Origin of the sequence: Yoonia sp. SDW83-1, from assembly GCF_046762885.1 — a bacterium.
Classification (GTDB): domain Bacteria; phylum Pseudomonadota; class Alphaproteobacteria; order Rhodobacterales; family Rhodobacteraceae; genus Yoonia.
The window spans coordinates 1-23,327 of sequence record NZ_JBKQXO010000028.1 but is presented as its reverse complement, the minus strand read 5'-3'; the positions used below and the strand labels follow the sequence as shown (position 1 = coordinate 23,327).

At 58.8% G+C, this 23,327-nt stretch carries 19 protein-coding genes; 6 read left to right on the top strand and 13 right to left on the bottom strand.

Annotated elements, in window-relative coordinates:
• The 3 genes from ACFWW4_RS21355 to ACFWW4_RS21345 all read left to right on the top strand — a co-directional run bounded on the left by ACFWW4_RS21355 (position 1) and on the right by ACFWW4_RS21345 (position 4,259).
• Complete coding sequence (locus tag ACFWW4_RS21355) at positions 1-2,040, top strand: hypothetical protein (RefSeq protein WP_411892693.1); 2,040 nt, start codon at positions 1-3, stop codon at positions 2,038-2,040.
• A 126-nt stretch (positions 2,041-2,166) separates the two neighbouring features.
• Positions 2,167-2,607: a hypothetical protein gene (locus tag ACFWW4_RS21350; RefSeq protein ID WP_411892692.1), complete on the top strand. Its 441-nt coding sequence runs from the start codon at positions 2,167-2,169 to the stop codon at positions 2,605-2,607.
• Between the two features lie 68 nt (positions 2,608-2,675).
• Positions 2,676-4,259 carry a hypothetical protein gene (locus ACFWW4_RS21345; protein WP_411892691.1) on the top strand — a complete coding sequence of 528 codons (1,584 nt, stop codon included), beginning with the start codon at positions 2,676-2,678 and terminating at the stop codon, positions 4,257-4,259.
• Between the two features lie 546 nt (positions 4,260-4,805).
• On the opposite strand, the gene ACFWW4_RS21340 is transcribed toward ACFWW4_RS21345, so the two are convergent.
• From ACFWW4_RS21340 to ACFWW4_RS21320, 5 genes are read right to left on the bottom strand one after another with little or no spacing between them, the layout of a single operon-like run.
• Positions 4,806-5,270: a DUF1348 family protein gene (locus ACFWW4_RS21340; protein WP_411892690.1), complete on the bottom strand. Its 465-nt coding sequence runs from the start codon at positions 5,268-5,270 to the stop codon at positions 4,806-4,808.
• Positions 5,267-5,734: a cyanase gene (gene cynS / locus ACFWW4_RS21335; RefSeq protein WP_411892689.1), complete on the bottom strand. Its 468-nt coding sequence runs from the start codon at positions 5,732-5,734 to the stop codon at positions 5,267-5,269. Before cynS ends, ACFWW4_RS21340 begins: the two co-directional genes overlap by 4 nt.
• An 18-nt stretch (positions 5,735-5,752) precedes the next feature.
• On the bottom strand, positions 5,753-6,658 hold the full coding sequence (locus tag ACFWW4_RS21330) for an ABC transporter ATP-binding protein (RefSeq protein ID WP_411892688.1): 906 nt from the start codon (positions 6,656-6,658) through the stop codon (positions 5,753-5,755).
• Positions 6,659-6,669: 11 nt separating this feature from the next.
• Positions 6,670-7,503 carry a nitrate ABC transporter permease gene (ntrB, locus tag ACFWW4_RS21325; protein WP_411892687.1) on the bottom strand — a complete coding sequence of 278 codons (834 nt, stop codon included), beginning with the start codon at positions 7,501-7,503 and terminating at the stop codon, positions 6,670-6,672.
• Positions 7,503-8,876 (bottom strand): CmpA/NrtA family ABC transporter substrate-binding protein, encoded by a 1,374-nt coding sequence (locus tag ACFWW4_RS21320; protein ID WP_393928308.1) that lies wholly within the window; start codon positions 8,874-8,876, stop codon positions 7,503-7,505. Before ACFWW4_RS21320 ends, ntrB begins: the two co-directional genes overlap by 1 nt.
• Before the next feature lie 201 nt (positions 8,877-9,077).
• On the opposite strand from ACFWW4_RS21320, the gene ACFWW4_RS21315 reads away from it, so the two are divergent.
• Entirely contained in the window at positions 9,078-10,931 is a 1,854-nt protein-coding gene (locus ACFWW4_RS21315; RefSeq protein WP_411892686.1) for a sigma-54 interaction domain-containing protein, read from the top strand.
• Between the two features lie 257 nt (positions 10,932-11,188).
• Here ACFWW4_RS21315 and ACFWW4_RS21310 read toward each other — a convergent pair whose 3' ends face one another.
• The 7 genes from ACFWW4_RS21310 to ACFWW4_RS21280 form a co-directional block, all read right to left on the bottom strand.
• Complete coding sequence (locus ACFWW4_RS21310) at positions 11,189-14,254, bottom strand: alpha-mannosidase (RefSeq protein ID WP_411892685.1); 3,066 nt, start codon at positions 14,252-14,254, stop codon at positions 11,189-11,191.
• A 4-nt stretch (positions 14,255-14,258) separates the two neighbouring features.
• Entirely contained in the window at positions 14,259-16,001 is a 1,743-nt protein-coding gene (locus ACFWW4_RS21305) for an ABC transporter ATP-binding protein (RefSeq protein WP_411892684.1), read from the bottom strand.
• Positions 16,001-16,933, bottom strand: a complete 933-nt coding sequence (locus ACFWW4_RS21300) for an ABC transporter permease (RefSeq protein ID WP_411892683.1) — start codon at positions 16,931-16,933, stop codon at positions 16,001-16,003. Before ACFWW4_RS21300 ends, ACFWW4_RS21305 begins: the two co-directional genes overlap by 1 nt.
• The gene (locus ACFWW4_RS21295; protein WP_411892682.1) at positions 16,930-17,943 is read right to left on the bottom strand and encodes an ABC transporter permease; all 1,014 of its coding nucleotides are present in this window, start codon (positions 17,941-17,943) and stop codon (positions 16,930-16,932) included. Before ACFWW4_RS21295 ends, ACFWW4_RS21300 begins: the two co-directional genes overlap by 4 nt.
• A gap of 173 nt (positions 17,944-18,116) precedes the next feature.
• The gene (locus tag ACFWW4_RS21290; protein WP_411892681.1) at positions 18,117-19,844 is read right to left on the bottom strand and encodes an ABC transporter substrate-binding protein; all 1,728 of its coding nucleotides are present in this window, start codon (positions 19,842-19,844) and stop codon (positions 18,117-18,119) included.
• A 45-nt stretch (positions 19,845-19,889) separates the two neighbouring features.
• Entirely contained in the window at positions 19,890-20,570 is a 681-nt protein-coding gene (locus ACFWW4_RS21285; RefSeq protein ID WP_411892680.1) for an MBL fold metallo-hydrolase, read from the bottom strand.
• On the bottom strand, positions 20,570-21,397 hold the full coding sequence (locus ACFWW4_RS21280; protein ID WP_411892679.1) for a phytanoyl-CoA dioxygenase family protein: 828 nt from the start codon (positions 21,395-21,397) through the stop codon (positions 20,570-20,572). Before ACFWW4_RS21280 ends, ACFWW4_RS21285 begins: the two co-directional genes overlap by 1 nt.
• 129 nt (positions 21,398-21,526) lie before the next feature.
• Between ACFWW4_RS21280 and ACFWW4_RS21275 the strand changes: the two genes are divergently transcribed.
• Positions 21,527-22,384, top strand: a complete 858-nt coding sequence (locus ACFWW4_RS21275; protein ID WP_411892678.1) for an AraC family transcriptional regulator — start codon at positions 21,527-21,529, stop codon at positions 22,382-22,384.
• A 253-nt stretch (positions 22,385-22,637) separates the two neighbouring features.
• Here ACFWW4_RS21275 and ACFWW4_RS21270 read toward each other — a convergent pair whose 3' ends face one another.
• Positions 22,638-23,111 (bottom strand): GNAT family N-acetyltransferase, encoded by a 474-nt coding sequence (locus ACFWW4_RS21270; RefSeq protein WP_411892677.1) that lies wholly within the window; start codon positions 23,109-23,111, stop codon positions 22,638-22,640.
• Between the two features lie 22 nt (positions 23,112-23,133).
• Here ACFWW4_RS21270 and ACFWW4_RS21265 point away from each other — a divergent pair.
• Positions 23,134-23,327, top strand: a 194-nt coding sequence (locus ACFWW4_RS21265; protein ID WP_411892676.1) for a hypothetical protein, incomplete at its 3' end; no start/stop codon positions are given.

Genomic DNA, 23,327 nt, shown 5'->3' with positions numbered 1-23,327 from the left:
ATGGCCTTTACATGGGACGCTGAAAGCCAAGAGACCCGGCCACATCGGGGCGTGGATCCGGTCAGCGCCTGGCTGATCCGGCAAGGCGCACCGGTGGCGGGGCCAGGCGGCGCCGCGTCTGATACACCGCGCCACGCGGGCATCATAGATCTCGAGCCAAGCAACGGGGCTGTTGGAGAGACGATTGTTGTGCTCGACACGAAGGGTCGTGCCCGCACCGCCTTGTCCGAGGATCAGGTCAACGCGGCGCTGGACGGTTTGAACGCAAACCGAAGCTCTGCCGCGCGGGTTGATATCAGCGACCCTCGGATCTTCCTCCTGCCTCTCCATCCCAGATCGATGGGGCAGCAGGCCGATGGAACGGTGGATCGGGTGGTGAACGCGCCGAGCGATATTGAGCCCTGGCTGTCGCCGGGGCTTCCGCCACGTGCCATCGTCGGGATCATCGACCATGCGATCAATATCTTTCACCATCGGTTTCAGTTCGAGGCCGGGGCAGAAAGCCGGGTCGCCTATGCGTGGATGCAAGGCGGGGTGTTCCAAGAGGCGGAAGATGGGCTCGATCCGGTGCCCTTCGGGCGTGAATGGACCCGCGATGAGATCGGCGAGGCGCTCCGCTTAGAAGGCGATCAAGATGCGCTTTTGCGTGCTTTGGATGCAGATTTCACAACCCCAGGATTTCACCCGCTGGCTCTGCGCACGGCCCATGGCACCCATGTGCTGGATCTGGCGGCGGGGATGGAGCCGGATCGAGAGAGTGGTCGCGATCTGCCCATAATCGCGGTCAATCTTCCCCCCGAAGTTGCGCGCGACCCCACAGGCTCGGTACTTGGGCTCTTTTTTGTGCAAGGCTTTGACTACATTTTGAAGCGGGCGCGCAGCATCATGGCCGATGTCGGCACCCAGATCCCTGTCTATGTGAATTTCAGCTTCGGACTTTCGGGGGGAATGCGCCGCGGGCGCCACTTTCTTGAGCGTGCCATTCGGCGGAGCATTGCCCGTCATCAGGCTCGGGTTGCTGCCGATTTTTCCCAAACAAATGTGAAGGTTTTCCTGCCCGCAGGCAATCGCAACCTGGCCCAGGGGCATGTGGTCTCAACGGGCAGCGCGACGCTGGAAACCATCTGGCAAATCCAGCCCGGTGACACCAGCGCGAACCACGCCGATATCCGGATCGAGATCGAAACGCCATCGGGCACACCTACTTTGCGCTTGCGCCTGGCGCTGACCCCTCCCGGTACGGACACGCCCGTTGAGGCCGAACTCGACCGCGCAGGCCAGGCCCATATCTTGCGACAGGATGGGGGCGATCTGGGCCGTGCTTTTCTGCGCAGTGAAGGGCGGTCTCGCGACGTGATGCTGTTTAATCTTTCCATCGCATTGGGCCCAAGTGATCCGGGGCTTTCGGGAAGACCGGCCCTGCCACCGGGCGGATGGGGCCTGAAGATCACTTTGCTTGATACCGCACCCATCCGCATGGATGCGTGGATCCTGCGCGATGACACCCCGCCCGGCTACCAAGACACGGGGCGGCAGAGTTATTTTGTGGATCCTGAGTACAAGAAATGGGACCGGGCCGGACAACGGGTTGTCGAAGATCCTGACGGCGCTGACCAGGGCTTGCTGCGGGCGGGGAGTTTGAACGCTTTGGCCACATCGGCGGTGCCTACGGTTGTCGGCGGCGTTTTCGGCCATACGGCCTCGGGGCTGGCAACAAACGCGCCCAAGGCCGTTCCCTATTCGGCCACGCCGCTTGCGCCACAAAGCACCACGCGGGAGACGATAGATCTGTCGGCCCCTGCCGAAAGGTCACCCCTGCGGTTGGGCGTCTTGGCGGCGGGAACCAGATCAGGCTCGCGCGTCGCGCTCAATGGGAGCAGCGTTGCAGCGCCCCAAGCCCTACGAGTCGCGGTGGACGCCTCCGATACGCTGCCAGGCGTGCTCGATCCGACGCTCGAAGACCAGGGGTCCGCACGCGTCGGAGAGCGGGTCACTTTGGGCACCGTAGAAAACCAGATCATAGACGCCCCGCGCGCATAAACCTGCGCCACATAACGGTGACATAACGCCGGCATGTATGCCCCCATGGTTACTTTCCTCACCGATCCGAAAATCGGACCGGATTTCAACGGCGTTCCAAGCGCCAATTTCAGAAAGGAATTTGATATGCTGCAAGCTGACTTTGCATGGCTCAACTTTGACACCGAGTTCACTCGGCCCAACCAGGAAGCAACGCGAAGCTTCGTGATCGATGACGAGCCCACATCGGCCTCGCGCCGAACTGCCAATACTCGCGCTGAGGGGTTCTTGCTGATTCAAGCGCAGGATGTTGGCAACAGTTCGACGGAAGAAGGGGATGCCATCACCCATCGCCTGCTGATCAATGGTCGGCACCTGCCCAGCTTCGACATTGTTGACCGCGAGGGCTGGAACCTGTGGATGGACCGTATCCCCGAAGATTTTCTGGTGCGTGGCACCAACCGGCTGACGATCCGTCGCCGGGCGGTGGATCGGTTCCGGGTGGCCAATGTTATGGTGCAATGGCGGGAACGTCCGGTGACCGGCAATCCATCGATTGATCCGGTGTTGACCCAGGCCCAAAGCTAAACCGACCCCGGCGCGCCGGCAGGGCTCGCTTTGGCGGCGCGTCTACATTTCAAAGATTGGATACTACAATGAAACGGATTTTCTTATCGCCCCTTGCGGCGATGGGACTGGTCGCGCTTTGCGCTGCGACCAATGCCCAACAAGCGCCGCGTTACGAGGCGGTCTGGCATCAAGGCCAAACCACAAGCCTTACCACCGCGCCGCTGTCGCGCTCCAACTTTCTTGAGACTGGCCAGTCCCTGGCCGAGTCGGGCTTGCGGCTGATTGATGTTGAGACCACCATTATAAACGGGCGGCGCGTCTATGCGGGGCTCTGGACCCAGGGCAGCGGCACGAACCTGTTCTCCGGGCCGCTGCGCCCGCAAAGGTTTCGCACCCTGCGTGCAGATCGCCGCGATCAGGGGCTGCGCCTGGTGGACTTTGAGATCTTTCGAACCCCAGATGGTGAACGCCGCTATGTTGGTGTGTGGCGCAACGGCACCGGGCGCGAGGTCTTGACGCGCCCCTTACGCCAAGCGCGGTTCTTGGCCCGAGGCGAAGAACTAACGTCGGAGGGTTTGCGACTTGTCGATATTGAGGTCGAAAGGCGCGGCGGACGCTTGCTTTATAGCGGCCTTTTCCGCTCTGGCAGTGGATCCAACCTGATCACCACACCGCTCAGCCGACCGGCCTTTATCCAGCGGCGCAATCAAATGGTGGCTGACGGGTTGGAGTTGACGGACGTGGAACGGGTTCGAATCGATGGCCAAAACCGCTTTGTCGGTGTTTGGTCTTCGGGTGATGGACGTAGCCGCCTGTCTGTTCCGCGCGAATTCGGGCCATTTTTTATCTTTGCTCAGGAACAATTCAACGACGACCGGCACACCCGGGACTTCGAATTTGTCTCCAGGCTGCCCACCGGTAGCGGTGACCCCGATCCAATGCCGGACCCCGGACCAGGACCAGGGCCTGGATCGGGAGGCGGGGGCAGTACTGCTGCACTGCCGCGCCTGCCAGATTGGCTCGAACTGACATCAAGCCATGAGGTCATCGTTGATTTCACCCCACCGGTGGGGGAGGCCGGGTTCAGCATGACCTTGCCGGTCGAGCTTCTTCCCGACACGCTGCCGCGCAATGACGCCGGCGATCCGGTGTTGCCTGACAACTTCTGCGGGGTGCGATTGATCGACACTTCCGAGGTAATTTGGGAAACGGGCACCGGAGCATTGGAAACGAATTTCCCCTACAACCACATCACAAATATGAATGGTGAGATCGGCGATCAGCCGTTGGAGCCGTTCCGTTTGGGCGGCATCGATATCACTGGGCCCATTGGTGGCTGCGCCCAGGATAATGAGCCCTGGCAGTTCTTTTTCCCGATCACCCAAGACAGCACCGGTGGGCCTCCACCCGCGCGACGGTTGACCGTGGAGATGCCCGGAGGCGAGGTTGAGTTTCTCAATTTCAACATCCATGCGGGCGAAGCGCTGGATATCGATGAGTTCTTCAGTGATGAGGCCTTCGAACAACTTGTGGCGATCATGGAAAGCTTCGCCGACACGCAGGTCGACAATGGATATTGCTCGGGCGTGAGCATTTACATGGAAGAGCTGTGTAACGAGGTGCCCGGGCTTTGTCCTGTCGCCTCAAGTGCAGATTTGCCAGCTTGCTGATTGGTGAAACTGAGCAAGGCTTGTTGAAACGCTGCTAGCCCCAAATAACGCCCCAACCGTCTTAAGCAGTTGGGGCGTTACAAGCACATTGCCCGACTGGGCTCACTTCTCTACGTCATCAAGTCCTCTGACCTTTCCCCTAGATCAGGCGATGAGCAAGGCGCACGACAAGGGCACAGCCGCTCGCGTAGCAGGGGCGCTTGATGATAGCTCTGCGAGATGGTCTGACGTTCGAGATTTTGAAGATGGTCGCGTCTTTCTGACGATTTGGGCTCCCTCATGCCGTCGGTGCTGACGCAGCATCGGCATTGAACCAGAAAGAACCACCTCCGTGGACGGCCAAAACAGGACCCTGACCGAAGCACCCGACGCTGCGATGCGGCTTCCCCGAAGCGGACTTTGGTTATAACGCGCAAAGCCTCAGAAAGCCGTCGTCGGTACCACGTTAGCCACTGTCGCACGGTTTCGATCAACAAGACCTCTGTCGATGCCCCGGTCAGACCAGTTGGGTTGGTTTGTATGATCGGTTTCTTAAGACTGCAGTAGCTACAAATCCAACTCGGTCAGTCCCAGATGATCGTCAGGGCGACGTCCTTGTGGCCAGTGAAACAGACGATCCGCCTCGGCAATCGGCACGTCATTGATCGACGCATGGCGCGTGGCCATGTAACCGTCAGGATCAAATTCCCAGTTTTCGTTGCCATAGGCCCGAAACCACTGTCCCTCCGCGTCATGGTATTCGTAGCAAAAGCGCACCGCGATGCGATTGTCCGTGTGGGCCCAAACCTCTTTGATCAACCGGTAGCCCGTCTCAACCGACCATTTTCGCTCCAGAAACACACGCACTTCGTCGCGCCCGTTCAGAAACTCGGACCGGTTGCGCCACTGCGTATCCGTCGTGTAGGACAGCGCGACCTTTTCGGGGTCGCGCGTGTTCCATGCGTCTTCCGCCATCCGGACCTTTTGCACGGCGTCGTCATAGCGAAAGGGTGGGACAGGAAGACGGATCACCAGCTATTGTAGCCCAGGTACTTGCCGGACATTTCAACCTTGACCCGCTCCCCCTTCGGGTTTTCCACCCGCGTTACCGTCATGTCGAAATCGATGGCTGACATGATCCCGTCGCCAAATTTTTCTTGGATCAGCGCCTTGATTGTTGGCCCATAGACCCCCACGATTTCATAAAAGCGGTAGATGCATGGGTCGGTCGGCACCGCCTGTTCCCAGATTTTGGTGGGGCTCTCTGCCAACACGCTTTCAGCCTCTTGCGGCAACCCCATGACACTGACCATCAGCTTGGCCTTATCAGCGGGAAAGGCGTTCATGCCCATCGCCGCAGAATGGGTCCACACCGGGGACATGCCGATCTTGTCTGCAATCTCTTCCCAAGTCAGCCCGGCCTGTTTCTTGGCTGACAGGATCATTGCGGTTACGTCTTCTTTGGTCATCATCTGCGTCATGGCAAGGTCTTTCATGATGGTCTCCTCCGGGTCTTAGCTGTTTACGGCCCGCAGGGCCGGCTGTTGATCTTCAGGGTCGTCGGCAGGTATTGTCTTGTCGATCCGCACCGGTGCCGGCCGGTTCGTTTCACCCGGCGTGGATGGCTGGCCGGACAGTTCCTTGGACCGTTTGCCAAGAAACTGCACCAGATGGTTTCGGATCGCATAATAGTTGGGGTGTTCTATAATCTCTGTCCGGTTGCGCGGGCGTGGGATCGTGATCTCGACGCTTTCGGCGACACGGGCAAAGGGGCCGTTGGTCATCAAAAGGATACGGTCGGCCAACAGGATCGCCTCATCAGTGTCGTGGGTGATCATGAAGACGGTTTGCTCCATTTGGCCCCAGATTTTCAGTAATTCGTCCTGGATTGTGCCCCGTGTCAGCGCATCCAGCGCGCCAAAGGGTTCGTCCAGCAGCAAGAGTTTGGGGTGATTGGCGAAGGCGCGCGCGATCGAGACACGCTGGCGCATCCCGCCGGATAGCTGGCTGGGTTTGCGGTGGATTACGTCACCTTCCAGCCCGACCATGGCAAGAAATTCGGTTGCATGGGCGATGACCTTGACCTTTGACCAGTCGGGATATCGGGCCTGAACGCCGAAAGTGACGTTCTTCAGCGTCGTCAGCCACGGCAGCAGTGAATAGTTCTGAAACACCACCCCCCGGTCCAGACTAGGGCCCCTCACCAGTTCACCGTCCATTTTGACAACGCCGCTGGTCGGTTCTGCGAGGCCTGCAAGAATGTTCATGATCGTCGATTTGCCACAGCCGGAGTGGCCGAGAATGACGACAAACTCACCCTTCTCGACGCCAAAGCTGGCGTCGTCAAAGACGGTCAGTTCGCCACCAGCCCCATCCGGAAAGCGCTGCGTCAGTTTTTCGATACTCAGAAAGGAATTCATGGCGCGTCTCTCTATTCGATATACGTCACGCGGCGCTGCAAGAAGCCGAAGGCGGCATCCAGCAACATGCCGACAACGCCGATCATGAGGATTGAAAAGATGACAGAGGTCAGGTCGAGATTGTTCCACTCGTTCCAGACGTAATATCCAATACCGGTGCCCCCGACGAGCATCTCTGCCGCAACAATCACAAGCCATGCGATGCCGATGGAAATGCGCATACCGGTTACGATCGTCGGAGCAGCGGCAGGCAATATGACTGTGAAAGCGGTCTTGATCGCGCCCAATTCATGGGTGCGGGCTACATTGACCCAGTCTTCGCGAACAGCAGCCACACCAAAGGCGGTATTGATCAGCATCGGCCAGATAGAGCAGATGAAAATCACGAAAATGGCGGATGCTTCGCTGTCCTGGATAATGAACAGCGCTAGGGGCATCCACGCCAAAGGGGAAATAGGCCGCAACACCTGAATAAACGGATTCAGCGCCTTGTAGGCGACCGAGGACATCCCGATCAGGAAGCCAAGCGGGATCGCGATGAGCGCGGCCAGCAGATATCCCGTCAGGACCCGATAGATTGAATAGCCGATCTGGATTCCAATACCTTTGTCGTTGGGGCCAGCGTCATAGAACGGGTCTGACAATTGCTCCCATGCCTTGGCAAAGACCTGACTGGGTGGTGGCACGCCCGCCTTGGTCTGTCCCCCACCCGTCAGCAGTTCATATTCCGTCAGCTCGCCCACGGCTTTTTGTGCGGGGATCGACATTTCCCACACCAGCAGCCCAACCAACAGCAAGAGAATGGACAACAGCGCAGCGCGCTTGTTTTCGCTGAGCGTTCCCATCAATCGGCCTTGATTGCGAAGCTGTCGACGTAAGCCTCGGGCGTGTCCGGATCAAAGGTTTTGCCCATGATGGTGTGGGTTTTGTAGGTCACGTCGGGCGCGTCATAGCCAAGGTCCTGCATGACCTTTTTGGCGTCGGCGGCCAGATAAACCTGCTCAGCGACGGCCTTGTAATCCACATCGCCTTCGATATAGCCCCAACGCTTCATCTGGGTCAGGATCCACACACCCATGGAATGCCACGGGAACGGATCGAAATCGATGCGGTCGGGGACGCGCTGCACCTCTCCCAAACCATCTGCATAGGTGCCGGTCAGCACCTGCTGAATGACCGTGACGGGCTGGTTGAGATAGTTGGTCGGCGCAATGGCTTCGGAAATTTCAATTCTGTTGTCCGGGTTCGAGGCATATTGCGTCGCATCAATGATGGATTTGAGCAGGGCGCCATAGGTATTGGGCAGTTCGGTGGCAAAGGACAACGGCGCGGCAAAGGCGCAGCATGGATGCCCTTCCCAGATTTCCTTGGTCAGGATGTGGATAAAGCCGATGCCTTCGAAAACGGCCCGTTGATTGAACGGATCGGGTGACAGGTAGCCATCAAGATTGCCGGCCCGCAGGTTGGCTACCATTTCCGGTGGTGGAACAACGCGGATCTGGATGTCCACATCCGGATCAAGCCCGAATTCAGCCACAAAGTAGCGCAGCAGGAAATTGTGCATCGAATATTCGAATGGCACGCCAAAGGTGAAGCCTTTCCACTGTGCCGGGTCACGCTTGTCGAGGTGTTCATTCGACAGAACAATGGCCTGTCCGTTGATGTTTTCGACGGCGGGCATGATATAGGGTTCAGCGATGGAACCCGCGCCAAGCGTCATAGCCAATGGCATCGGGGTCAGCATATGGCTGGCGTCATATTCACCTGACAGGGACTTGTCGCGCGCAACCGCCCAACCTGCGGTTTTGATGACCTGCGCGTTCAGACCATAGCGTTCATAAAAGCCCAAAGGCTGCGCCATAATGATGGGAGTGGCGCAGGTGATCGGCACGAACCCGATATTAAGATCGGTCTTTTCGGGTGGTCCGAGATTATCCAGAATAGCCGCCTTGGCCTCGTTGATTGGAAAGACGGAAGCGAGTGCAGCGGCGGCTGTCGTACCACCGACCATGCCCATAAACGATCGGCGACCGATATCGCTTTGACCAAAGACCGACCGGACAATCGCACTTTCGACCGCTTGCTCCAGCATCTCTTCGCTGGACATGACCTTTGCCGCGGGTTCAGCGCTGCTCTTACATGTGTCACACGTACAGCTTTGCCCGTGCCGCAGGTCGGTTTCGGATGAAAAGGGATTACTTAAGGATTTGATCGTCATGACACTCTCCGTCGCTGATGTGCCCCTATGATGGCGCAGTCCAGCATCCCAAAAAATATGCGGTCCAAAAATAAAATAATTTAATATTAACAAATTAAATCAATGCACTAACAAACTATTGTGACGATCCTTTATTATGATTTATCGTAATTTACGAATATTCGTATTGCCTTTGGCTCTGGCGTTAACCTTTATGGCAGCATGGATAGTAAGACGCAGACCTATGATTCCCATCTGGCTGGTGCGTTTGGCCCAACGGTACTGATCAGCCTTGCCACGGACAGGGTTCTTGCCGCGACGCCAGAGGTCTGCGCGCTTTTCGACGATCCCACCCTGGTCGGGCGTTTCTTTGCGCCATACATTGATGACGGCCTTGCTGATTTCGTCGTATTTATCGACGAGGTACAGTATCGCGGCACCGCATGGACGCGGAAAATCACGCTAAGGTCCGCTGCTGATCGTGCGATCAAATGCGAACTGACTGGGCGCGTCACGACCGAAAACACGCAACTGCTGTTATTAAACATCCTTGATCTCGCAGATCTTGAACGCCGTGCGGAAGAGGCTGCAGCCGCACAAATGTATGGCGGCGGCATCCTGGAGTGGCAGCGCGCGCAATCGTTCTTTTCTGAACTCGAACGGCAGAACCAGCTGATCCTTGATGCAGCGGGCGAAGGAATTTACGGCGTCAATTCAGATGGCAAAACCACATTCGTCAACCGCGCAGCCCAAGAAATGCTGGGCTGGACCAGCCAGGACCTGTTGGGTCACGACATTCACCAGAAAATTCACCACCACCACCTGAATGGCGAGGTCTACCCGTCACAGCAATGCCCGATCTATCAGTCTTTCCGCTTTGAGCAGGTCAATCGGATCGAAGATGAGGTGTTCTGGCGCAAGGATGGCAAGCCCATCCGCGTCGAATATGTCTCGACTCCGATCTATGAAGGACAGATATTGGTCGGGGCCGTTGTGATCTTTCGCGATATTACCGAACGGTGGGAAAACGAAACCAAGTTACGCTCTGCCATGGAAGAAATCGCGGCCCTGCGGGATCGGCTGGAACAGGAAAACGCCTATCTGCAAGAAGCGATCAATATCGAGCGGGCGCATCATGAAATCATCGGCACCTCCGCGGCGATCCGGCAAACGATCAGTCAAATCGGGCTGGTGTCCCAGGCCGAGGCAAACGTGCTGATCACCGGGGAAAGCGGGACCGGAAAATCACTTGTCGCGTCAGCGATCCATGGCGACAGCAGCCGCAAACGGCGTCCCATGATCCATTTCAAAGGTGGTGCGGTCTCGAGCGACCGTATTGAGAGTGAACTGTTCGGCCACATCCGTGGCGCCTTTGCCGGCGCCGTGCGCGACAGCCCTGGTAAGATCGAACTGGCCCATGGTGGCACACTGTTCATCGACGAAGTCTGCGATATCCCGTTCGAACTGCAGGGCCAGTTGCTTGAGACGCTGCAACAACGATCTGTTATGCGGATGGGCGATCACCGCAATCGTGCCGTAGATTTGCGCGTCATCGCTTCCTCCAGCCGCAACCTTGAACGCGAAATCCAGGCAGGCAGGCTGCGGCACGATTTATTGTTGTTTCTGAACGTATTTCCCATCCATTGCCCGCCACTCCGCGACCGGACAGAGGACATTCCCCTGCTTGCTGTGCACCTGCTAAAGCTGGCATGCAAACGGATGGGGCGCAGGACCCCGATCGTGACCGAGCGGATCATTGCCCAGCTCAAGGACTATGGCTGGCCCGGAAATGTGCGCGAACTGGCCAACGTGATCGAACGTGGTGCAATCGTATCGCAAGCTGGCAAACTGATCGTGGATATCCAAAGCGCGGTCGCACCCGCCGTTCGGAACACGTCCACTCTGTTGTCAGAGGCTGATATTGAACAATTGCGGATTGCAAATCTGATCGCCTGCATGACCGAAACGGGCGGGCGTGTCTCTGGTTCCGGTGGTGCTGCGGAACTGCTAGGGCTGCGGCCAACGACGCTTTACTCGAGGCTTCAAAAACTGGGCCTAAGTAACAGAAACTGGTAAACTGCAATGGCAGTCGATATTGGCATGCAGGCGTGAAATTTTTGATATCTTGTAATTGCCAAAGGCTTACCCGCGACAGCGCAAGGCATCTGATATTGGTCTATGTACTCAGCCAAAGCATCGACGGCCCTTTTCCGACATTCGGCGTAGGCGTCGTACGCTGCGGTTGCAGCCCGCATTCCAGACATTCGCTGCTAACGCAAAAGTCATCCGTTCTGCGCACCCGCTAAGCCGGGCAACTCAGAAAGTCGGTGGATCTAATACTCGTTAAGAACCACGACGCGTACGGTGATGATTTCGTAATCCTTCAACACAAGGTTCAGGCAGTTGCCCGAGCGCGGGATTTCTTTCGAGGTCTTCTCATCGAAGCCAACGATGGAAGCTGACAGAACATTACCATAAAACTCGAGTGTTACGCTTGTCCCACGGCCGTGCGCCTCAAAAATTCGTAGAATGACGCCTACCCCGTCCTCGGCCGGCTTGAGTGTTTCGATGATGACATTTGATGACCTCGAATGCACGAATGTAGAAGTTGGAGTTGATCCGCCTGCAAGAAGAAACCGAGGCGCGGTATTTAGTGCATAAGCCTCATGGTCCAGAACCGATCTATCTATGGCGGCATGAGGCAAAAGCGCGTAAGTGAACAGGTGACGTCCCTGATCCGCGTTCGGATCGGGAGAAGTGGACGACTTGATCAACGTGATCCGGATCGTGTCGTCCCGCACGTCATAGCCGTATTTGCAGTCGTTCAGAACGGCGATGGACAACTCATCATCGCAGAGACGCGCCCACTTCTGCGCTGGCACTTCGAACCGCGCAGCATCGAAGGAGGACTCCCGCTTAGTCGACCGCCGGACCGCCCCCCACTGGATGTCGAACTCGGCGGTCTCGGCGGTGACAGCCACCGGAAAGGCCGCTTTCAGGAGCGTGTGCTGCTCGTGCCAATCTACCTTGGTCACAAAATCGACCCGGCGCGACATCGCGCACAGACGAATGGTCTGTACGACAACGCTGTCGCGCCACCGAGTTTCGACGCGCAGCGCCGCCCGATGTGGCCCCTCTTCGGCAATCGTCACCTCCGTCGCGCCGGTCAGGATCTCCATCCGGTCCTCGAACGACGGGTCGATATCCCAGGCGTCCCAGCAGATCGGGCGGTCTTCGAACACCTGCAACACGTTGGCCGTATGGTCCGGCTTGAGGATGTTCCGGTTTAAGACCTTGTCAAAAACCTCGGCCAACTGTCCGTCCGCCGTCACGACCACTCGCACTTCGCTGTTCTCGAGCGCCGCACCACCATCCTGCATCTCGATTGTGACGGGCACGGGCGGCAGGCCTGCTTGCGTGATCGGAACGACAGAATAGGACGGCAGGTCGTCGAAATAGAGAAGCTCGCCCCCCACCGTCGCCTGACCGCCCGATCCAACGGGGCCGGTGACGATCCGGGGTCCACCGACAGGGGAGGTGCTCGCCACGCAGGGCACATCCCCCTGAAGCGCCTCCGCCGCCTCCTGCGCCACCGTTTCCACGATCGCGCGGATTCGGGCGAAATCCCGCCGCGCGTCCTCGAATACCGCCGGGATGGAGGTTCCCGTCACGATGTCATGAAACTGCTGAAGGCAAAGAAGGCGCCAGGTCTCCGTCAGGTCCGGTGTCTGGCCCGCCATCGCCGCCAGCGCCTCCGCCTCGTGCAAGGCTCTTTCGGCACACCGGTTTGCGCGCTTGATCCAGGCTTGGGAGGTCAGTACACCGCGATGACCTTCCATGTAATGCTCGCCTTTCCAGACCGCGAGGCTGTCGGCGTGTTGCTCTAGGGCGGCGAAGGTCTCGCGCACGGTCGACATCCGGAACCGCGGCGCGCCGGGCATGTTGGCAAAGGCGCGCGCCTTGAACAGCAGATCATCGGTCGGCCCGCCGCCCCCGTCACCGTAGCCATAGCAGATCGGCAACTCCGTCACTCCCTCCGGCACCGTCGTATCGCGCACCGTTCCAAGAACCTCGGCCGCACTCAGATCGCTTTTGTAGTTGGTCGGGAACGGAAGGTATTGCACCTCGCGCGGCGTCGTCAGGATATGCGCCAGCACGCGACTGCCATCGAGCGCCTCCCAGTGATGTGTCGACCACGGCACCTTGTTCTTCTGGTTCCAGTTCAGCTTGTTCGTCACGAAGTATTTCAACCCCGCATGCCGCATCAGCTGCGGGATCTGGGCCGGAAACCCGAACGTGTCAGGCAGCCATAGCACTGGGGTTTCCATCCCGCCGAACCGATCCTCAAAATAGGAGCGGCCCAGTATCAACTGACGCACCAGCGCCTCCGGCCCGGGGATATTCAGGTCCGGCTCGACCCACATCCCACCCATCACCTCCCACCGGCCTTCGGCGACGCGCGCCCTGATCTGCGCAAAAATCTCCGGGTAATCCTGTTCGACCATCGCATAAAGCTGCGGCTGCGAATGCGAGAACCTGAAATCGGGATCGTCCTCCATCAGCCGCAACACGTTGGAGTAAGTCCGCGCGTTCTTGAGCCTGATCTGGTCGATGGGCCAGAGATAGGCGATGTCCATATGCGCGTGCCCGATCCCGTGCAGGACGTGATCGCTCGGCGCGCCCGCCGCCGCGATGCCCTCGTCCAACACCTGCCGGGCCGCCGCCACCGAAGCGTGCAGTGTGTCTCGCAACGGCGCACGGGTATCGAGCGCCTTGAACGCCAGATCCAGCGCATGGATCAGTCCGCGATGCGCGTCGCTTTCGGGGTCGAGATGGGACGCGGCATCCAGAACCGCCGAGGCCCGCGCGTGAAACGCTCGCAGGTCCCGGTCGATCTCAACGACCAGTGGCTCCCCCATGAAGAGTTTGGCCTTGCTGTTCAGATCTGGCGGCCATCCCGCAAGCCCTGTCCAGCCAAGAAGCGACAGCACATGCGCCTTGCCATCCGCCAACGCGGCATCGAGCGGGATGGTATGATGATACCGGTCCGCCGAACCGATGGGTTTGCCGTCGATATGCACGAGCGCTTCAGGATGGTTGAATATATCGCCGAGAACACCCAGCGGCAGGTGCAGCGCCAGGTTCTCTGCCTGCCATCCCTCAGGCAACCTGATCTCGCTCTTCATTACGAAGTTGAGATCGGCGCTCCCCCAATAACTGAACGGCGCGATTTCCTCCCATCCCGTCGGGTCCGCGCAGATCGGCGCATCGAGCGTGGCAGCTGGGAGGGGAAGTATCCGGAACGGCGGCAGCGGCACCTTGCGGCGGTAGATGTGCGGGGCGATCAGCGTCAGGCGCGATGCGATCTTCTCGGGCGTGAAGGGCCATCTTCCCGCCATCAGGTCAGGTCCGGATCAACTCGAAACCGGTGACTTCGCCACGATACTCGGTTGCGGCACTCTCTGCCTCTGCGGCCAGACCGGCGGGATCCCAATTCTCGTCACCTTCGCCCCAGGACCGGGCCAGATCGGGCCAGGGGATCGAATTGATCAAAAGCCGGGTATAGGGGTGCTGTGGTGCGCCGATCACCTCCTTGGGCGGGCCGGCTTCGACGACATGACCCTTATAGAGCACCATCACAAAATCGCTTACGTGATAGGCCGTGGCAAGGTCATGCGTGATGTAGAGAATGCTGATCCCGTATTTGTCCTTTAGATCGTAGATGTTCGACAGGATAGAGGCCCGCAGCGAGGCATCGACCATCGACACCGGCTCGTCCGCGATCAGCAGCTTTGGCGACAGCATCAGGGCGCGCGCCACGATCAGACGCTGCCGTTGACCGCCGGACAACTGATGCGGATAGCGGTCGAGCACCAGATCGGGGTCCAGCCCCACCGCCGCACAGGCCTCTTCCATCGCGGTCTGCGTATGGGCTTCGGACTTCGCAAGCCCGAAGCGCTTGAAAGGAAATTTCAAGGCGTGATTGACGCGGTAGAACGGATTGAAGCAGGCGTAAGGGTCCTGGAAGACCGCCTGCACGTTCTTTCGGAACTCAAGGCTTTGCGCCGCACCCATCTGTCGGATGTCCTGCCCTTCGAACAGCACGCGCCCTTCGCTGGGTGGATTAAACCCCAGCATGATCGACCCCATCGTGGATTTGCCCGAGCCGGACTGTCCAACGATGGAGATGATCTGCGGCGTATCCCCTTCGAGCGTGAAGGACAGCGGATGCAGCGCGGTCACAGCGCCGTAATCCTTGCGCACGTTGTCGAACCGCAAGAGCGGTTCGGAACTGCTGCGTTTGGGCGCGCTGGCGTTGCGCTCCAGATTGAGAAAGCTCTCCCCGCCCACCAGCGGCACCGAAGAAATCAAGTCTCGCGTATAAGGATGCTTCGGCGCTTCGAGGATTTGCTTCACCGTGCCGTGCTCGACCAGCTCGCCGTCTTTCAGTACGGCCAGTTCATCCACCGTCTGCGCCATTAACCCCATGTCATGCCCGATCATCATCAGGCCCGATCCGATCTGCGCCTGAATGTCCTTCAGCGTCTGGATCACCTGTCTTTGCGTCACGACATCGAGGGCCGAGGTCGGCTCGTCGGCGATAATCAATTCGGGGTTAAGGATGATACCTATCGCGATGCAGACGCGCTGCTTCATGCCGCCGGACAATTCGTGAGGGAACAGCTGCCCAGTATGCACCGGCAGGCCTACGCTGGCCAGCGCCTCATCCGACCGTTTCTTGAGCCTCGCGCGATCCGTCGACCCTTCGTGCGCGATGATGGCGTCCCACATCTGCGGCTCCACCCGCATTACCGGGTTCAGCGAATTCATCGCCCCCTGCGGGATGTAGGCGACCCGCGCGAGCCGCGTCCGGCGCATCTCCTCTTCGTTCAGGGACATAACATCTGTATCGCCCAGAACGATCTTTCCGCCCGAGACACGCCCTGGCTCCGCCAGCATCTGCATCACGGCAAGCGCCGTCGTGGTCTTGCCCGACCCACTTTCCCCGATGAAGCCCACACGCCGGCCCTTGTGGATGTCGAGCGACAGCGCCTTGACCGCCTGCACTACGCCCTTGGGCGTCGGAAACTCGATCGACACGTTCTTGAGCGTCAGAACGGGTTTATGTGTCACATCGTCCAGCATCAGCTCAACTTCCTCAGGTGCGGATTGGAAACCTCATCAAGCCCCAGGTTGATGAGCAGAAGACCGATGAAGATCACCCCAAGGAGAAGAGTCGGGATGCCCCACCACCACCAGAGGTTCTGAATCAGCGCTCCGGCGTTGATCGCTTCATAGATGGTCCGGCCCAGCGTCGGGATACGTTGCGGACCAAGGCCCAGCACTTCAAGGCCGACGGCGGTGACAATCGAGGTCGTGACACTCGCGATGAAGGAGCCGAAGAGATAGGGGACAAGGTTCGGCAGCATCTCCCGAAACATGATTTGCCCGGTGGAGGCGCCCGAGAGCTGCGCCATCTGCACATAGCCCGATTGCTTCATCGACAGCACCTGCGCCCGGATCAGTCGGGTCGGCGATTGCCAGACGAACCCGGCGATCAGAAGCGCCATCATGGTCAGGGTCACGTCACCGAAGGCGGATTGGAAGACCACGAGGATCAGAAGCGGCGGGATCGTGATCATCACGTCCGCTCCCACCCGGATTGTGTCGTCGATCCGTCCACCGATGAATCCCGCCGAAAAGCCCAGGAAAATCCCGATCGACATCCCGATGAGCGACGCCAGCAGCCCCACGAACAGCGTGTTCGGCGCTCCGATGATGATGAGCGCGAGCATGTCGCGTCCGCCGCCATCCGTCCCAAGGGGATGCGCCCATTGTCCCGGCTGGCCGCGCAGGTTCTCGAACCCGACGGGCGGCAGCTTCAGCTGCGCCGACCCTGTGAAGACCAGATCGAGGTTCCATAGAAAACGCCCGATGATCCCGACGGCGATGATCGCCAGTAGCAGACCCGCCCCCCACATGAGCTTCGGGTTCAGCCAGGGATTGTCGAACCGACGGATCCGGCGTGCTTGGCGTCGTTCGGCGCGGGTCAGAGGCATGTTGTCCTGACTGGTCATGCGTTCGCCTCGTGTCTGATGCGCGGGTCGATGAACGGATAAAGCAGATCGACAAGGAACACGCTGAGCGCCGTGATCAGGATGATGACATAGGACACGCCCTGAATGACCGGAAAATCCTGATTGAGGATCGCGTCATAGAGCAGCTTGCCCATGCCGTTATATGCAAAGATGCGCTCGACCAGCACTTGTCCCGCGATCAGCAAGCCGATCTTCAGCGCGAAGGCTGTGATCTGCGGCAGGATCGCGTTGCGGATCATGTAGCGGTAGAGAATGTAGCGCGGCCGCAAGCCCTTTGCCTCGGCCAGCTTAACGTAATCCTCGCCCTGCACCCCGATCATCAGCCCCCGCATCCCCAACGCCCAGAAGCCGAAGGTGACGACGACGATCGACAGCGCGGGCAGGAAGCCGTGATGCAGCACAGATTGAACGAAGGCCCAAGACCATCCTGGCTCGACAAAAATGGAATAGGCCCCGGTCAGCGGAAACCATTGCAGCTTTGCCGCGAATATCCACATCAGCAACAGCCCCGACAGGATCGGTGGAATAGAGGTGAAGACCATCGCCGCCGGAATCGCGACCTTCACCAGCTTCGGCGAACGGTCCCAGACCATCAGCGCACCGAGCAGATTGCCGATGAAGAACGTGATCAGCAGCGACAGGATCATCAGTCCCAGCGTCCACGGCAGCGCATTCAGGATTAGGTTGGATACCGGTGTCGGGAATGCAGCCGTCGACAGGCCGAAATCAAAGACCAGCGCGCCTGAGATATATTTCAGATATTGCACGATCAAGGGCTGGTCGATACCCATATTCGCGCGTAGCTGTGCGAGGATTTCCTCGGAATTGGCGACCGACCCCGCGCCAGCGGCCATGCGCCCCAGCGCGATTTCCGCCGGATCGACCGGGCTGAGGCGCGGGATGATCCAGATGATCGTCGCCGCGATCAGAACCGTCAGCACGAAGGTCACGAGGCGGTTGATCAGATAGGCGCGCGGGATGCGTCCCATGTTCTGTCCTTTCCATCTGCGCGGCGCTATGGCAGCGGCGCTGAGGTTGGCAGGCCCGATATGCCACATCTAGGGTCGGGCCGCTGTCCGAGGGCCTCCTTGTCGGGCGCAGGATCGTTGACGACATCTGGGCCGACGGGCAGTTGCACCCGCCGACCCGACCAGGAAGCCCCTCAGTTCCTGGCAGGCTCCAGATTATGGATGATCTGGTGCGTGTGGTTCCACCAGAAGAACGGGTGGTTGTAGTAGTTCTCTGCGGTAGGCCAGCCCGTCCAATAGGTTGTGTTCATCGGCAAAAGCTTCGCGGCCTGAACCAGCGGGATGAACGGCATCTCGGCATCGAGATGCGCATAGGCCTCTGCCACCAGCCCCGGGATATCTTCGTCTCCCAACCGGCGGCCCGCGATATCGCCCATGATCGCCGAATAGGCCTCCGCGGCCTCGCCATCCCAGCGCGCCGTGTTGTTGAACCCCGGCGAGCGTTCTCCGACCGGCACCACATCGGCGACCGTATAGCGACCCATCGATGCCCAGGGCTCGTTCACCGACCCGCAGCTGAGCCAGCTGTAGGACATCTCGTAGGCCCCGAAAGGCAGCACTTCTCCCCAGAAGACACCGTTCTCTACCGGTACAGCCCGCGCGTCGATCCCTGCGCGTTGCAACTGCTCGACGATCACGTCGATGGTGCGCGTATATTCGGTGGAGGCAGAGTTGACGTGGATATCCACCGACAGCGTCTCGCCGTCTTTGGTGTAGTAGTCCCCGTCGCGGCTCCAGCCTTCGGCCTCGATCAGGGCCTGCCCGGCGTCAACATCGGCCGTGGCGGGCAGGCCATAGCCGGCTTCCACCACCGCATCAATGAACGGCGCCATGGAGCCATATTGCGCGAAGATGGTCTGGCTCGCCTCGGTCGTGCCTTCATATGCCACGTTCACAATCTGGTTGCGGTCGATGATATGTGCGACGGCCTTGCGCATGTTTGCATTGTCCCAGGGTGCGACGGTCGTGTTGATCTCAAGCTGACGGGCGCAGGGGTCGGCGGCCGCGTAAGGATAATCGGCATACCACGCGATGACATTGGGATTCTGGGCCTGAATGGCCTCGAAGGTTCCGAAAGTCACGTTCTGCGCCGCATCAAGCTGGTTGGAGGCCATTAACTGGGCGCGGCTTTCCTCGCCGCCGCTTTCAAGGAAGATCACGCGCTGTGGCGCAGGCAGTTCCATGAAGCCGGTCTTGGCTCCCCACCAATCGTCGTTGCGGTCCCAGATCGCCCGGTTCGCGGCAGCCGAGGTGAAGGTGTACGGCCCTGTGCCGATCGGTGGGTTGAAGGCAAAGGTCGCGGCGTCCTCCCCGGTCCATATGTGTTCAGGCATGATGAGGAACGAACCGAAGATCCGCACCCCAAAATTCTCTACGATAAAGCGCGGATTGGGACTGCTCAGTGTAAAACGGACGGTGAGATCATCAACCTTCTCGACCGAGGCGACCTGCGCCTTGATGGTGCTTGCCTCACGCGAGGAGATTTCTTCGTTGTTCATTGCGATTTCGACGGTGAAGACTAAATCGTCGGCGTTGAACACCTCTCCATCGGACCATTCCACGCCCTCGCGCAGGGAGATGGTGAACTCAGTGCTGTCATCGTTCTGATCGAACCCCGTCGCGAGCCACGGGTCAATTTCGCCGGTCCCGTAATTCAGGATAAAAAGAGGCTCCCACATTGTCTGATGGGCGCCATGCATCCTCTTGGTGCCCGGCGTCATCCAGTTGAAGTTCTCGGGATCCTGGATAGTGCGGTCCAGATCGAAGATCACCGTATCTTCGCGTGCGACGTCTTGCGCCAGCGCCGCCGAAGCGACGAGGGCAAGGGCCGACGAGGCCAAAAGTGTTGTTGTGAATCTCATCTTAGTCCTCCCATTTGCAGGCAGGTCGCCTGATATGCGCCCGCGTCAGCGAACGTAGTCCATGACCAGAACACGGGTGCGTTCCGGCAATTCGTCTCTTGTGATCGCGTGGGTGGCCCCAAACGCGAAGTCCACGTCTTCATCCTTGAAATGGCTCAGAAAACTTTCGATCCACATCGTGTTGCGCGGCTTGTAAGTCAGCGTGCGGAAATGCATCGGGATGACCAACCGGGGCCGGGTCCGGTGGATCATCTCCATTAGGTCCGGCAGTTCCAGGGTCAGGTAACCGCCTGCCAGCGCGAAGAGCACATCGGTTTCCTCAAAGAAGGCCTGCTGGGCATCGCTGAGCGGATTACCCACGTCTCCCATATGCGCAAATTTGATGCCGTCGAGCGTGAAGCGATACATGCCGTTGTGGCCTGGCACCTCGTGCTCCGGGTGGTAGTCCCATTCGGCGGCCTCAATGGCTGTGATCTCGACGCCGCAGGCCATCGCCACGCCGCCATTCTGGGCGACCGTGAGTGCGTTTACGACCTCCGGCTCTCCTGCGATCAGATCGGCTCTGCAATGGGCGCTGTCATCATCTGAAGAGATCATCACCAGATCGGCACTGTCGGTGATCGGCGCATAGCCAACCCCTTCGGGCGTGTAGGGGTCCGTGATGACGCGCGGTCCACTGTCCGGGTTGAGGCCGAAGGCCGCATGTCCGTACCACGTGACCTTCATCAGTTGTTCCCCACCACATGCGGTGAAGTTGTCCTGGTGATGTCATCGTTGTCGGGCCTGGGATGAGTGCGCCAGTGACCTGCCTCACCCCGGCAAAGGATCGCTTCTACCCCACGCGCCCAGCTGTCATCGGTGATCCGCACGCTCGGCGGGCAATAGCGCAACGTCAGACCACATCGCCGACGGTCGCTTCTATTCGCCAGCGACCCGTGGACCAGCATGTCGGCATGCATCGACATCTGGCCGGCCCCTAGGCAGTTGTTGAAGGGGTCCCCCAGCGCCTCTGCATGCGTGGTGCCCTTGTGAAAGACATTTGTGTCGCCTTCCGTTGCTGCGACCGGCAGGGCACCCCGATCATGTGTGCCGGGGATGAAGCGCATGGCCGAATTGTCCGCGTCCGCATCGTCAATCGCCAGCCAGACAGTCACCGTGCGCGCCGGACTCAAGGCCCAGAAAGAGGCATCCTGATGCCACGGAACGGCCTTCGGATCCTGAGGCTTCTTGGACAGGATCGCTGTCGCCCAGCACAAAACATCCGGACCGATCAGATCCGCCACACGGTCCACGATCCGTGGGTCCGTCGCGATATCCCACAGGCCAGACACACGGGCCTGATAGCAGTTGATGCCATAGGCGCCATCCGGACCCAGGTCCGCCATGTAGCCGTCGACCTTGCGGCGAATCTCGTCGATTTCATCGGGTGAGAAGACGTCAAACGGCTGCACGAACCCCAGATCGTTGTATTGCGCGATCTGCGCCGCGCTTAACATCTGCGGTGCAGTGTTCTGCACCGGCGCGAAGCTCAAATCCGGGACCGGATTCAACATGCCTGGCGTCCTCCCTAATGCATAGCATGGCGAAATTCGAACCGGCGTCAGTGGCGAAGATTGACTTTCTATTGCACCAGTTTGATATTTCGAGCGCTATGTCCACTTTTCTTTAGCTAATATTGCTGTATGCGGAAAACGACCTTTAACATTGATACCTACATCGCCCCCGGTGAAGCCTTCCACTTCGCCCGCAAGGAACTCGCCAAAAAATTTCCCGAAGCCGCACACGATCACGACTTTTTCGAGGTGTTTCTCATCGAAAGTGGGCAGACGGCGCACTGGATCAACCAGACAACTCAGGTGCTAGATGCCGGCCAGCTGGCCTTCATTCGACCGAACGACGTCCATGCCTTTCGTGCGGATCGCGCAAAAGGCTGCCAGATCATAAACGTTATGTTCCGCGCAGAAACGGCCATGCATCTCACCTCCCGCTACTCCGAAACGATCGCAGGTAGATTTTTTGATCGCACTGGGGCGCTCCCAGATCTGCATACGCTCGGACCGAAACGCTTTGTCCGTGCCGTCGCCGTCGCAGAGCAGCTGCAGACTGCGGACCGGTCGCTTGCCTTGATCGAGGAGTTCCTGCTGGTCCTAATCAATCGCGTCGCACATCCGTCGAGCCGGGTCGTCGATACCACGCCGCGCTGGTTTGCCGAGGCCTGTAGCGCGGCCCTCTCCCCGGACGTCTTCCGCCAAGGCGGCGCCGGTCTGATCGAAACGGCCGGCCGTTCTCACGAACACGTTTGTCGCACCTGCAAAGCGATTACTGGCTACACACCGTCCGAATACGTTAACAGGATCCGCATCTCGCACGCGGCTCAACTACTGCGCAGTTCGGAAACCTCTTTGCAAGAAGTGATCGAAAGCTGCGGCTTCGACAACATCAGCTACTTCTACCGCCTGTTTCGTAATCAGATGGGCGGCACGCCTAAAGCCTATCGACTTGCCCACCAGCGCGACCCGTTTCAGCAGGGAAGAGACTAAGAAAACTGGAGCAAATGTCGTTGAGTATTGCCAGAATCTTGACCTACTCCGACCTCCGAAAACGCTGGCACCTATTGGGCTGCCCGAAAAAGACCCTGAAGTAGCGCGGCATCACCAAGGGCAAACCACCGCCTGCAAAACTAAAACCAAGAGCCCATCTGATCCGCGAGTGGAACGGACGTACGTATCAGGTTGCGCCAATGTCAGCTTTGTAGTCTTAATACATGTTAGACGTACCACTAGCTCATTGATTTTAGGCTGACCGAAGTGATTTCCCCATTAGTAGCATTGGTGTCCCAAGCCCCAAGTGATCAGAAAACTCGGCCAACGCTTTCATGCCACAAGCCGTGTAAAATGCTCGTGTCTGATCATAGAACGGATCGGGTGCGGAGGGACCGACTGTTTGCACCGTCAGAAAATGAGCACCGGATAACCGAGAATAGTCTTCGCAAGCCGCCAAGAGAGAGCGACCGCCACCTCGACGGTGATATTGCCGTAAAACACCCATGACGTGGATATCGAAAGTCTCGCTCGTCGCGGGCGATAACCCCGCGAAGCCTGCCTGCCTGCCGCCAACTTCCCATGTAAACATGGGCATCGTTGCCACGGCTTTGACATATGCTTTGGTTGCATCGGGTCGACCAAACCAATCCGGAAGGTCAGACAAAATCTTGCTGCAAATTTTCGATCTAGCTTCAGGGTCAACAATTTTCTGTATACTACTCATCAGTCAATCATAGCAGCCATTCATGCTGTTTGCAGCATCGAGTAAAGTGGGCTCCAAGCGGACTTGTGGCGCTGCAGCGAGCCGAAAACCGCTTTTCGGAGCCTCCAAACTCGGCAATGCTGAGAGGCTGTGTGAAAACTCCCCTGATGATCTGAATGATGGTATGATTTCGGCATTCGTTGCGGAGGCTTTGCATGGGTCAGTTTATCGAAGGCG